The organism is Pedobacter ginsengiterrae, from assembly GCF_039537385.1.
In the GTDB taxonomy this organism is placed as follows: Bacteria; Bacteroidota; Bacteroidia; order Sphingobacteriales; family Sphingobacteriaceae; genus Pedobacter; species Pedobacter ginsengiterrae.
Map to the genome: position 1 here is coordinate 610,997 of NZ_BAABAK010000003.1, position 13,522 is coordinate 624,518.

Annotated in this window: 11 protein-coding genes; 8 read left to right on the forward strand and 3 right to left on the reverse strand. The window is 35.1% G+C overall.

Annotation, left to right across the window (positions count from 1 at the left end; all coding sequences use genetic code 11):
* Positions 1–16: 16 nt before the first annotated feature.
* The 8 genes from ABD692_RS04690 to ABD692_RS04725 all read left to right on the forward strand — a co-directional run bounded on the left by ABD692_RS04690 (position 17) and on the right by ABD692_RS04725 (position 8,632).
* On the forward strand, positions 17–895 hold the full coding sequence (locus ABD692_RS04690) for a cell division protein FtsX (RefSeq protein WP_316763361.1): 879 nt from the start codon (positions 17–19) through the stop codon (positions 893–895).
* Positions 895–1,122 carry a DUF3098 domain-containing protein gene (locus ABD692_RS04695; protein WP_316763364.1) on the forward strand — a complete coding sequence of 76 codons (228 nt, stop codon included), beginning with the start codon at positions 895–897 and terminating at the stop codon, positions 1,120–1,122. The genes ABD692_RS04690 and ABD692_RS04695 overlap by 1 nt, the downstream gene beginning before the upstream one ends.
* A 79-nt stretch (positions 1,123–1,201) precedes the next feature.
* The gene (locus tag ABD692_RS04700; RefSeq protein ID WP_344765371.1) at positions 1,202–1,996 is read left to right on the forward strand and encodes an undecaprenyl-diphosphate phosphatase; all 795 of its coding nucleotides are present in this window, start codon (positions 1,202–1,204) and stop codon (positions 1,994–1,996) included.
* A gap of 26 nt (positions 1,997–2,022) precedes the next feature.
* The gene (gene truB, locus ABD692_RS04705; protein ID WP_344765373.1) at positions 2,023–2,754 is read left to right on the forward strand and encodes a tRNA pseudouridine(55) synthase TruB; all 732 of its coding nucleotides are present in this window, start codon (positions 2,023–2,025) and stop codon (positions 2,752–2,754) included.
* On the forward strand, positions 2,751–3,611 hold the full coding sequence (locus ABD692_RS04710) for a YitT family protein (protein WP_316763371.1): 861 nt from the start codon (positions 2,751–2,753) through the stop codon (positions 3,609–3,611). The genes truB and ABD692_RS04710 overlap by 4 nt, the downstream gene beginning before the upstream one ends.
* A gap of 166 nt (positions 3,612–3,777) precedes the next feature.
* Positions 3,778–4,776, forward strand: coding sequence for a bifunctional riboflavin kinase/FAD synthetase (locus ABD692_RS04715; protein ID WP_344765375.1), 999 nt, complete (start codon positions 3,778–3,780; stop codon positions 4,774–4,776).
* A gap of 506 nt (positions 4,777–5,282) precedes the next feature.
* A complete protein-coding gene (locus ABD692_RS04720) occupies positions 5,283–7,496 on the forward strand; it encodes a cation:proton antiporter domain-containing protein (RefSeq protein WP_344765377.1) in 2,214 nt (737 codons plus the stop codon).
* Positions 7,497–7,597: 101 nt separating this feature from the next.
* Positions 7,598–8,632 (forward strand): DUF2157 domain-containing protein, encoded by a 1,035-nt coding sequence (locus ABD692_RS04725; RefSeq protein WP_344765379.1) that lies wholly within the window; start codon positions 7,598–7,600, stop codon positions 8,630–8,632.
* A gap of 131 nt (positions 8,633–8,763) precedes the next feature.
* Here the strand turns inward: ABD692_RS04725 and ABD692_RS04730 are convergent, their stop codons facing one another.
* The 3 genes from ABD692_RS04730 to ABD692_RS04740 form a co-directional block, all read right to left on the reverse strand.
* On the reverse strand, positions 8,764–10,068 hold the full coding sequence (locus ABD692_RS04730; protein ID WP_344765381.1) for a DEAD/DEAH box helicase: 1,305 nt from the start codon (positions 10,066–10,068) through the stop codon (positions 8,764–8,766).
* A gap of 202 nt (positions 10,069–10,270) precedes the next feature.
* Complete coding sequence (locus ABD692_RS04735) at positions 10,271–11,608, reverse strand: MFS transporter (protein WP_344765383.1); 1,338 nt, start codon at positions 11,606–11,608, stop codon at positions 10,271–10,273.
* 364 nt (positions 11,609–11,972) lie between these two features.
* Positions 11,973–13,310: an APC family permease gene (locus ABD692_RS04740; RefSeq protein WP_344765385.1), complete on the reverse strand. Its 1,338-nt coding sequence runs from the start codon at positions 13,308–13,310 to the stop codon at positions 11,973–11,975.
* Positions 13,311–13,522 lie beyond the last annotated feature (212 nt).

A 13,522-nucleotide genomic window follows, 5' to 3' on the forward strand; every position in this document is an offset into this window, starting at 1 on the left:
AACAAAAATAAAATACATGGAAGAATTCGAAGTAAGTGATGCATCTAAGAAAACCAAAACCGTATATATCTCTACTATTATAAGTATTGCTTTGGTTTTATTAATGCTAGGACTGCTTGGGTTGGTACTTGTACATGCCAAAAACCTATCTAACTACGTTAAAGAAAATATCGTTTTAAATATTATTGTTGACGAAGGTGCGAAGGAAGCCGATATCTTAGCTTTCCAAAAAGAATTGAATTCCGAAGCTGCTGTAAAACAAACTCAATATGTAAATAAAGAGCTTGCAGCAAGAAATTTAACTCAGGATTTAGGCGAAGACTTTGTTAATTTCTTAGGTTACAATCCGTTAACATCTACTTTCGATGTGTATTTAAAAGCAGATTATGCTAACAACAAGGGCATAGATGCGTTAAAATTAAAAATTGCTAAAAATCCAGTTGTTAAAGAGGTAGTTTACCAGAGTTCTTTAATCGATATGGTAAATAAAAACATAAATACCATTGGCTTAGTAATCTTAGCATTTGCAGCACTGTTGCTGGTAATTTCTATAGCACTGATTAACAACACTATAAGATTAGCAATCTACTCACAAAGGTTTTTAATTAAAAGTATGCAGCTTGTTGGTGCAACGAAAAACTTTATTAGGCGTCCTTTCTTATTATTTGCTGCATTACATGGTTTAATTGCCGCATTTATTGCAATTATTATTTTATTGGCAACATTGATTTATGCTCGTAAAGAAGTTCCAGAAATTATTATACTTAATAATTACAGGGAGTTCGGTTTAGTGTTTATCGGTTTAGTAATTGTTGGTATTTTTATTACAGGCATTAGTACATGGTTTGCAGTGAGCAGATATTTACGTTTAAAATCTTACAATCTTTATAGATAATGGCAGAAAAAAAAACAAGTCCGATTACAAAGGAAGTTAAAAGCGAATTGGTTTTTACCAAAAAGAACTATCAGTTACTGTTAATTAGTATCGCAATTGTAGCAGTCGGTTTCATTTTAATGATGGGAACCACAGGCGATATTTACGATTTCAGAAGAACTTTATTAGCGCCATTAGTTGTGCTTTTAGGCTTTGCCTTCGGTATTTACGCCATTCTTAAAAAATAATTTCATCCTAACAGAACGATCAGAAAACGCTTATTTTTTTAACTAAGCGTTTTCTTCGTTTTTACTCTTCTAAAAAAACATGAATTCTTTCGAAGCCATTATCCTTGCAATTATTGAGGGATTAACCGAGTTTTTACCTGTATCAAGTACAGGACATATGATTATTGCCTCATCTTTTATGGGTATTGCAAGTGATCCTTTTGTTAAACTATTTACCATTGCGATTCAATTAGGCGCCATACTTTCTGTAGTAGTTTTGTATTTCAAAAGGTTTTTTAAATCGATAAATTTTTACATTAAACTTTTGGTTGCTTTTATTCCAGCAGCAGTATTTGGCCTGTTATTAAGCAAGAAAATAGATGAGCTTTTAGAAAGTCCGATGGCCGTAGGTATTTCACTTTTAGTTGGTGGTGTTATTTTATTATTTGTAGATAAATGGTTTAACAACCCAACCGTAAACGAGGAAGAAGATATTAGCTATCTTACCGCTTTAAAAATTGGTTTCTTTCAATGTATAGCTATGATTCCTGGTGTTTCTCGTTCGGGAGCTACTATTGTTGGCGGTATGTCACAGAAGTTAAGCCGAAAAGTTGCCGCAGAATTTTCATTCTTTTTAGCTGTACCCACAATGTTTGCAGCAACAGCCAAAAAGCTTTACGATTTTTATAAAGAAGGGCACACCATTACGCCAGAGCAAACAAATCTTTTAATTATTGGTAATGTTATTGCTTTTGTTGTTGCCTTACTTGCCATTAAAAGCTTTATTGGTTATTTAAATAAACATGGCTTTAAAATGTTTGGCTGGTACAGAATTATTGCTGGCCTGGTAATTATAATCTTGTTGCTTACTGGTCACAGTATGCAAATTATATAATCAGTATCTTTGCGCAAAAAAGATTTGTGAGTACAGAAAATTCAAAATTTAAAGAGTTCAATTTCGCAGAAGGCGAACTATTATTAATTAACAAACCATACAAATGGACTTCCTTTGATGTGGTTGGTAAAATTCGTAATTCTCTAAAACCACTAAAATTAAAAGTTGGCCACGCTGGTACGTTAGATCCACTGGCTACAGGACTGCTTATTATTTGCACAGGCAAGCTTACCAAGCGAATAGATACCTTTCAGGCCGAAGAAAAAGAATATACTGGCACTATGGTTTTAGGTGCCACTACCCCATCTTTCGATATGGAAACTGAGGTTGACAAAACTTTCGACATCAACCAAATTAGCAATGAACAAATTTACGCTTCAACTGCTCAATTTACGGGTGATATCGAACAATATCCACCAGCACATTCTGCAGTTAAAATAAATGGAGAACGTTTATACGTTAAAGCTCGTTTAGGCGAAGAAGTAGAATTACGCAAGCGCTTTGTAACAGTTCCAGAATTCGAAATTACCAGAATAGAATTACCAGAAATAGATTTTAGAATTGTTTGTAGTAAGGGAACGTACATTCGTTCTTTAGTTTCCGATTTCGGCAAGGCATTAAATAATGGTGCTTATCTTTCGAAACTAACCCGCACCCGCAGCGGTAGTTTTTTGCTATCTGATGCGTTTGAGGTTTTAGAACTTGTTAATTATATTCGTAGTAAGAAAGAAGAAGCTAAAGCAGAAACCGAAGTATGAACAACATCAGAAACAAGAATACCCGTTTTATAAAAGAGATTCTTTTAATTGCAGCGGGTGTAACCTCTGCTTGTTTTGGTTTAAAAAGCTTTTTAATGCCAAACGAATTCATTGATGGTGGGGTCACAGGTATTTCACTTTTAATAAGCACCTTAACCAAATGGAATTTATCTTACCTAATCGTTATTATAAATATTCCATTTGTTATTTTGGGTTATCGCCAAATTGGCAAAACTTTCGCCATTAAAACGGCAATTGCCATTGCAGCGCTTTCTATTGCTTTAATAATTTTCCCGTTTCAACCCATTACACACGATCGGTTATTAATTGCTTTTTTTGGCGGCTTATTTCTAGGCGGTGGAATTGGCTTGGCCATGCGTGGCGGTTGTGTAATCGATGGTACAGAAGTCTTAGCGCTCTACATCAGTAAGAACAGTATTCTTACCGTTGGAAACATCATTTTAATTTTAAACATCATCATTTTTGCATTTGCAGCTTATTTTCTAAATATAGAAACGGCACTTTATGCAATTTTAACCTATTTATCCGCGTCTTACACCATCGATTTTATTGTAAACGGCATAGAACAATACACGGGCGTAACCATAATTTCCGAACATCAGGAAGCTATAAAAGGCTTTATTATTGGGGAAATGAAACGTGGCGTAACCATTTATAAAGGAGAAGGTGGTTACGGAGAGAAAAAAGATATCGATATTATTTTTACAGTTGTTACTAAATTAGAAATGAGCAAACTGCAAACTGCAATAAGACAAATTGATGCAGATGCTTTTGTTATACAACAACAAATTGCCGATTTAAAAGGTGGTGTGGTTAAGCGCCATGCTTTACATTAATAAATTATTAAAATAAATTTGGGCATGCCCCCAAGCTACGCAAGGGGTCGGGCTGTACGCTAAATATTTTTTGTCTATGCCGTCCTAAGCTTATCTATGGATAAACAAAAAATGATACCGCTTCCATCCCTCATGCAAAACCCATCGTAAAAAAAAGATTGTTCCATTGAAAATATATCACAACCTATCCGAATTCACTAAGCTCGATAACGCCATTGTAACCATTGGCACTTTCGATGGCGTACACTTTGGACATCAGAAAATAATTAAACAACTGGTAGAAAAAGCCAAAACAGATGGCGGCGAAAGTGTAATCCTAACTTTTTTCCCTCATCCAAGGATGATTATTGATCCTGAAAACCAGGATTTAAAAATGATAAACACCATAAATGAAAAGGCAGAAATTTTAAAAAGTCTGGGTGTCGATCATTTAATTATAACGCCTTTTACCCGCGATTTTTCTAACCAGCTACCAGATGATTATATTAAAAATACTTTGGTAAATAACATTGGTACCAAACATATCATTATCGGTTACGACCATCGTTTTGGTAAAGATCGCTCAGGGAATTTAGCCGATTTAAAAACCGCAGGATTGCATTTTGGTTTCACTGTCGAAGAAATCATGGAGCAGGATATCCACGATGTTGCCGTAAGTTCTACCAAAATCCGACAGGCACTTTTAGCTGGCGATGTTAGCTTAGCAGCTGATTATTTAGGCTATCCTTTTTCTATTTTCGGCAGAGTAATTAAAGGCGATAAAATTGGCCGGACCATTGGTTTTCCAACCGCCAATATTTTTGTCGAAGAAACTTACAAGCTAATCCCTGGCGATGGAATTTATGCTGTAACGGTAGAAATGAATTCAGATTTAACAGTTACAGATTCAAAAACGACTTCTGAAAATCCAACTGTTAATCTTAAACCTTTAACTTTTAAAGGGATGGCTTACATTGGTCAACGCCCAACCATAAACGGCATGACCAGAAATATCGAAGTGAATATTTTTGATTTTAACCGCGAAATTTACGGACAGGATATTAAAATGAATTTTTTAAAATTCCTACGTCACGACGTTAAATTTACAGGTTTAGAAGCGCTCACCGTTCAGCTACAAAAAGATAAAGAAGCCACTTTAAACTATTTTGCTTCTTTAGAAAAATAGTTTAAAGTTTTTTTAACTTTCAAAAAAGCCTCATTTTCGCTATATTAGCGGCAATGAGGCTTTTTTACATAATATTCTTTTTTCTGGTTTCTATTTCTTTTTCTGGTTACGCAACCTCAAAAAAAGAAATAACCAATTTAAAAAGCAAATTAAAAGAAACCTTTGTTTCGAGTAAAAAGAATGCCAAAATTATCTTTCATCTTCAGCAAGATCAAGAAAGTTTAGAGAAAGACTTTATTACAATTTCAAAGCTAAAAACAGTAACATGTTGTTTTATTCTGTTCGCTGTTTTAGCATTTTTTCTCTCAGCAAATAAAATCAACAATACCAAAGTTATAATCAATACAATAAGATTTAGCTATTGGTGCCTGTTTAAAATGCTCTATCCAAAACATGTTTTTTGGTAAGTAATTTAATTTTTAACTGCAGCGATGCAGATTTTTCCAAATGTTAGGCTTTTAAAACCTGACTGAAAAATTTTAATTACTCAATACTCAGTTTTACACATGCATTTACCAGATCTAATTGCCGATTTAGGATTAATTCTTGCAGCAGCAGGAATAACAACACTTATATTTAAAAAAATAAAACAACCATTGGTTTTAGGCTATATTCTAGCTGGCCTGATGGTTGGACCACATCTTGATTTCTTTCCTTCGGTTACCGATACAAAAAGTATAAATATTTGGGGCGAAATTGGAGTTATATTCCTCCTATTCAGCCTAGGACTTGAATTCAGTTTTAAAAAACTTGTTAAAGTTGGTGGTTCAGCATCAATTACGGCTGTTGTAGAAGTTGTTTTCATGCTGCTTATTGGCTTTGCAGCAGGTAAGTTAATGGGTTGGAAAACTATGGACAGTATCTTCCTTGGTGGTATCCTTTCTGTATCCTCGACAACAATTATCATTAGGGCATTCGAAGAATTAGGTGTAAAACATAAGAAATTTGCAGGCTTGGTTTTCGGGGTACTTATTGTTGAAGATTTGGTCGCGATATTACTTCTGGTTTTACTTTCAACAGTAGCTGTTAGTCAGCAATTTGCGGGTAGCGAAATGCTAATTTCTATACTAAAGCTTGCATTTTTTCTGGTACTTTGGTTTTTGGGAGGTATATTTTTAATTCCAAGTTTCTTAAAAGCCACCAGAAAATTAATGAACGACGAAACCATGCTCGTTGTTTCATTAGCACTTTGTTTAATAATGGTTTTACTGGCTGTAAAAGTTGGCTTCTCTCCTGCTTTAGGCGCATTCATAATGGGTTCTATTTTAGCAGAAACAACACAGGCAGAAAAAATAGAACACTTAACCAAATCCGTCAAAGATTTATTTGCTGCAGTTTTCTTCGTTTCGGTGGGCATGTTAATTGATCCGAGTATTTTACTAGATTATGCACTGCCAATCGTTGTGGTAACACTTGCAACCATATTAGGGAAATTATTCAGTTCTTCTATGGGCGCATTATTATCGGGCCAGCCTTTAAAAACATCCGTACAAACTGGTATGAGTTTAGCGCAGATTGGCGAATTCTCTTTTATCATTGCAACCTTAGGTTTAACGCTAAAAGTAACGAGTGAATTTCTATACCCAATCGCGGTAGCGGCTTCGGCAATAACTACTTTTACAACACCCTACCTGATCAAGCTTTCCGAACCATTTTATAATTTTCTTACGCGAATATTACCAAAAAAATGGTTAGACGGGATTGAGCGATACAGCAGCAGTACAGCAGGAATAACGACATTAAGTGACTGGAAAATTTTACTACGCAGTTATGCATTCAATACCATTATACATTCTGTTATTATCGTTTCCGTAATTTTTCTGGCATCCAGATACATACAGCCATTCATTGCAGAAAATGTTGTAAACGGGATAAAATCAATGGTGATTAGTTTGGTTGTTTCATTTATATTAATGGCTCCTTTCTTATGGGCATTATCAATTCGCAGGATACAAAGAACGGCCTATTCGCATCTTTGGCTTAACAAAAAGTACACGCGTGGGCCGTTAATTGCCATTGAAGCTTTTAGAGTTGCCCTGGGTATCTTCTTTGTTGGCTTCCTGATGTATGAATTTTTCGATACCTGGGTCGCCGCTGGAATTGCGCTTGGATTAATTGTTTTCGGAATGATAATTTTCTCTCGAAAACTTCAGTCGTTTTATGATAAACTGGAACGTAGATTTATGCTCAATTTAAATGCCCGTGAAAATCAGACACCAGATATTTTACCTTGGGATACACATTTAACAGAACTTACGGTTTCTCCAGAATCGGAAGTGGTTGGAAAAACGCTAACTGAGTTAATGATTAGAGAAAAGTATGGTGTTAACATTGCTATGATTGAACGTGGCAGAAACTCCATTCCAACTCCTGGCAGAGAAGAACGTCTATACCCAAATGATAAATTATTACTTATTGGCGCAGATGATCAGCTTGCAATGGTAAAAGCGATCTTGGAAGTTGATTTACCTGAAACAGAATCGGAGAAAAGTTTTCCAGATAAGGAAATGACTTTGCAAAAGATAGTTGTGAACCTCGAATCTCCTGTATATGGTTTAAGTATTCGAAATGCTGGAATTAGAGAAAAAGCACAAGCATTGATTGTGGGGATAGAACGCGGAGCCGATAGAATTCTAAATCCTTCATCTGATTTTGTTTTTGATAATGGTGATGTAATTTGGATTGTAGGCAACAATAAAAAAATTAAGGAAGTAATTTAAAATCTGAGGTGGGGCGTTAGAAGTTTTTACAAGCCATATCGCCGCGCCTCAATCTTTCTCACTTCCGACTAAAAAAGTTATCTTCGTTTATAACCTAACTTATGAAAGTAGACAGAGAAAAGAGCGAATTTCTTGATGATATAATTGAGCAGTGGCAAAACGATGGCTTGATTAACGAAGAAACAAGTACTAAGCTACGTAAAAGTTATGAGGCCAAAAATTTCGATTGGCTTCGCTTAGCACAATATGCATTTTGGGTTGCATTAGCTTGCGGTTTTATTGCATTAGGTTCTTTATTGATAGATAACACCATTCTTAATTACTTAAAGCAGGTTTATAACACGCCAAATATTGTTATTGCAATCGTATCGGGTGGTTTAGCTGCCTGGCTTTACATTTTGGGTTTTCGACGGAAGAAAAATCTTGGTCATTTAAAATTTAGCAACGAAGCTATTGTATTTTCTGCCATTCTTTTAACCGCAAATGCCATTGCTTATTTCGGCAAGTCTTTAGATAATGGCTCAGGAAACTTCTCCATTCTGATTTTAATTTCAGTTTTCATTTATGGTATTTTAGGCTATATTTTTAATTCAAGATTGATTTGGATTTTTGCCCTCATTTCTCTTGGTGCTTGGTTTGGTACGGAAACCGGCTATTTAAGCCGGTGGAATTATTATTTTCTTGGCATGAATTATCCACTTCGATTCGTAGTATTTGGAGTGATTTTAACGGCAGCTTCTCTTCTGATGAAGGTAAATACTAAAACGAAAAATTTCTTTCAAGTTACCTACATAGCTGGAATGGTTTACCTTTTTATTGCACTTTGGGCTTTATCTGTTTTTGGCAACTTTGCAAGTTTAGAAGAATGGTATTCAGTTAGGCAATTAAGCCTGTTCTACTGGGCTTTAATATCTGCCACGGTTTGTGTTGCAAGCACCGCATTTGGCTTAAAATACAACGATGATATTGCCAGAGAATTTGGAATTACTTTTTTGTTCATCAATTTATACACCCGATATTTTGAATATTTCTGGGATAGCTGGCATAAAGCTTTATTCTTTTCTGTGCTTGCAGCCTCGTTCTGGCTCATTGGCCGAAAAGCAGAAAAAATTTGGAATGTAGAATTTTTGAAATAATTTCATTAAATATTCATTGGCATTTTTGATAAACAAAATATAAAAAAGAAACCCCTAACTGTTACAATTAGGGGTTTTATTATATATTCTAAGCTTATGTATTAGCATTTGCTTAAAATGCTCCAGCCTTTTTAATCTCTCTTTTTTCTGTTTCCACCAAAACGACGATTATTGCTGGCGTTACGAGGTTTACCACTCATGTTACCATCGCCACCGCCTCTTTTAGCTCCACCGCCTCCACCTTTCGATTGCGCTTGTGGTTTCCGCTTAACCTGGTTCTTAGCTAGCATACTCTCCCAAGTTAATGGATAAGGATGATCATCAACAACAGGCAAAGTAATTTTAATCAGTTTCTGAATATCTAACAAATATTCGTTTTCCTCAGCATCGCAGAAAGAAATGGCTATACCATTTGCACCAGCACGACCAGTACGGCCAATCCTGTGTACATAAGATTCAGGAATGTTTGGTAATTCAAAATTGAAAACATGTGATAACTGATCGATATCAATGCCACGAGCAGCAATATCAGTAGCTACTAAAACACGAATTTTTCTATCTTTGAAGTCAGTTAAAGCACGTTGACGAGCATTTTGCGATTTATTTCCGTGAATAGCGGCAGACTTAATTCCAGCATGCGCTAAATCTTTCACAATTCGATCTGCACCATGTTTAGTACGGGTAAAAACTAAAGCGGTTTCAATTTTTTTATCTTCCAAAAGATGAATTAACAACTTCTTTTTATCTGGTTTATCAACAAAATAAACAGATTGAACGATAGTTTCAGCAGTAGAAGAAATCGGTGTTACTTCTACCTTAGTTGGGCTCGATAAAATTGTGTTGGCTAACTTTTGAATTTCATCTGGCATAGTTGCCGAGAAAAATAATGTTTGGCGTTTAGCAGGTAATTTAGCAACCACTTTTTTCACATCGTGGATAAAACCCATATCCAGCATTCTATCAGCCTCATCCAAAACAAAAAGTTCGATGGTGCTTAAGCTAATAAAACCCTGGTTCATTAAATCTAATAATCGACCAGGAGTAGCAACTAAAATATCTACGCCTTTTCTTAAAGCTTCAACTTGCGAGTGTTGATTTACGCCACCAAAAATTACCAAACGACGTAAGTTTAAGTTACTTCCGTAAGCTTTAAAACTTTCTTCAATTTGAATGGCAAGTTCGCGTGTTGGGGTTAAAACTAAAGCTTTAATGTTTTTAGTTGCTTTAGTATTAATATGCTTTTCGTGCAATAATTGCAACATCGGGATGGCAAAAGCAGCAGTTTTACCTGTTCCTGTTTGTGCGCAGCCTAATAAATCTTTTCCTTTTAATATTGTTGGGATGGATTGCTCCTGTATAGGTGTAGGTTGTGTATAACCTTCTTTCTCAAGCGCCTTTAAAATTGGCTCAATGAGGTTTAATTCTTTGAATAACATGTATGTTTCTATGTAATATTTATCGAAGAAGCTAGAACAATCATTTATTGAAGGACTAACTTGCGGATTGCTTTAAATGATAAAGAAATTCTGCTTCGCCGCAAAGATACAAATAAAATATGGAAGATGTAAAAATGTAAAGTAGATGGCGTAAATCTAAACTTTTGCAAGACGAATACAACTTATCTCACAATTAAAACCATCAGTTATTTTCTTCTTTAAAGCGACTAAAAAATAACAATGCTACAATGCAAAGCGAGAAACCGACAATTCCGTTCAGCCTTAAACCATAATCATTTCCTGGATCTTTACCATAAATTGTTAACATTGCAAAAACTGCAATACCTATGGTTTGCCCTAGTTTTACAAATAAATATTTGACAGCAAAGAACATACCCTCGTGGTTTTCGCCACTCTCTATCGTATCTTTTTGTGCAATATCGGCAAGAATAGCGTTAGGCAAAATACCTAAGGCCGCTAACGGAAAAGAAGCAAAAACAACCAAAATATACATCTGATTTGCAGGTGCAAAGGGAAGTTTACCTAAAAAGAAAATGGTTACAAAAATTAAACTCAAAATTCCGAATGCAAACAAAACCAGTTTTTTCTTTCCAAACCTTTTCGAGCCATAGTTAATAAATGGATAAAATAATAGAGATAGTAAAACCATTAAACCCATAAATTTTCCACCGTCAGAATCTGGTAAACCAAGTAGAACCGTTACAAAATATAATAAACCACTCGACATAATACTTAATGCCGTATAGTAAGTAAAATCTGAAATTAGGTAATATTTAAAATTCGAGTTTCTAAAAGTGCTTTTAATGGCCGCCAAAAGCGGAATATGAGATGGTTTGCTATTTACATATTCTCGTTCGTTAATAAACAGAATTGGCAAAATCATTACCAAACCAGAGAAAACACTTAAAGCAATAATGGTGTATTGCAATGCTTCGAAACGGCTCGCTACATGAAAACCGCTTTGTATCAAATCTGCAAAATTGTTAATTAAAGCACCTAAAATCATACCCAAAACAAAACCCACCTGCTGTAAAGTAGAAAGCTTTACTTTTTCTTCGGCTGTATTTGTTAACTCGGCAAGCAGTGCATTGTATGGGATAATATAAGTAGTAACCGAGATGAAAAATCCAGCCAAAACCGCAGTTAGCCACCAGGCATTATTTACACTTTCGCCTTTTACCCAAGGATGAAAAACCAAACAGCAAAAAACTACCGCAGGTAAAATTGCCCATTTCATTATCGGAAATCTCCTACCCTTCGGGTTCGTACTTCTATCGCTAACCGAGGCAATAAACGGGTCGTAAACAGCATCAATTAATCTACCCGATGCGGCAATAATAGATAAAAGATTAAAAGCACCAAATAGCAGTAATTGTGGCACCAAAGGCGATAACCCCGAATTATTTGGCGGTAAATAGAAATAAGGGAGCATTACGATTATAATATTCGTCATAATACTCCAGCCCATCATTCCAGCCGCGTAAGCAATTTTTTGTTTCCCTGAGAGTGCTTTATTCATTAAGATTTTTAAATTTCATTAGGTAAAGCAAGTTCCTATTTTTTATTGGTTAAATCAGTCCTGCTTTACATTTTATTTCGCTGCGCTTCATGATCATTCAAATCAGTTTTATTTTACTGATCTGCTGCTACAATTTAACACAAAATGCCAAAATCAAAAAGGTTGCTTCCAATTCAAAAAACTGCTTCAGAAAGCTATGCCACTGGTTGCAGTGAAAAATGCTCCACTCCTAACCTATTTTTAGGTTTTACGGTGCAATGCTTTAGGTTATTTAAACCCGATAGCAGCGGTACATCCCTATTTTTAGCGAATAGCGGGGCTATCGAAACCGATAAGCACTAAAATTGCTTTTCAAATTAGATAATTATTTCTTGCTAAATAATCTACTGATAAAATAAATAGCCAAAAAGCCGATGAAGATATATAAGCCATTTAACGCAGCATTTGGATCATCAGCATAAATACTTAAAGCAACAAAAGTATAGGCTGCAATAAATATAATTGGTAAAACAGGATACAGTGGCACCGTGTAAATTGTTTTTATATCGAGATGTGAGGTACGTTTCCGCAGTATAAAAATGGTAGCTGCCGAACTTGCCATACTAATGCTTTCTAAAAAGATTGTATAATTTAAAATTTTATCGAATGTTTTAGCGTAGAAAATGATAACCACAGCAACTAAAGTAAAAACAGTTAAGCTTACGGTAATTACCTCTGTTTTTTTATTCATTTTGCTAAAGATTTTCGGCAAAGCTCCTTCTTCCCCCATAGCAAACATGGCCCTCGGGTTGCTCAACAAATTTACGTTTACATAACCCATAACCGAAACGAATATAATTACGGATAGCATTTTAAACCCTGCTGGACCAAAAATTTTTGAAGCTAAAATAGCAGCAATACTTTCTGCTGTTTTTAATTCTTCGAAACCTATAACTTTAACATAAACGTAGTTGAGTACTAAATAAAGAATAACAATTATGGTTAAACCGATAATAATAGAACGAGGAATTACCTTTTTTGCTTCTTTAACTTCGCCGCCAAAATTTATCGTTTGCGCATAACCAGCGTAGGAGAAGGAAACGGCTATAAGGCATAAACCTAATGCTTTTCCATAATCAGACCAGTTTGGCAAATTGCCATTGTTAGTTTTAAAAACAGGTGTAACCGTTTCGGATTGTGAGCCGAAAAACACCGCACAAATAAGCAATAAAATTAAGCCGATTTTTACAATGGTTAATACATTTTGGGTTTTAGCGCTGGCTTTTAAACCGAGTAAATTAATTAAATAGAAAACCAAAATAGTAGTTATGGCTATTGCAACTCGATAAGCATCGGTTTGCATATTAACTGGTAAAACTATTTTGCCTAAATACTCTGCTCCTATGATAGATATAGCTGCAACTGAAGCTGCACTCGAAATAATTACTATACAATTAATGGCGAAAGCAATTGATGGATGATAGGCTGCTGAGAAAATTTTGTAGTAACCACCCGTTACTGGATATCGTGACCCAATTTCGGCATAAGTAAGTGCTCCGCAAAAAGCTACAAAACCTCCAATAAACCAAGCCAAATAAAACAATTCAGGTATTTGCGCTTTTGCGGCTACATTCACTGGCGTACGAAAAATACCCATGCCAATGACTAAACTAACCACAATCATGGATAAATCGAAGAGCGAAAGTTGCTTTTTTGGTTGCATTAAAATGGATTATAAATAATGGGGTGAAGATAAGGAATTTATGGATGATGTCTGATGGAAGATGTACGATAGAAATAGAATTTAAGTTTACAGGCCATCCACCTTACCTCGTACATTTTTCGTCTCCTTTTGTTGAAATTTTCATTTGCTAGCCTCAAAGAATAAATCTATTATTGTAAATAAATTTTGCTACTCGATATTTGAATAATCAT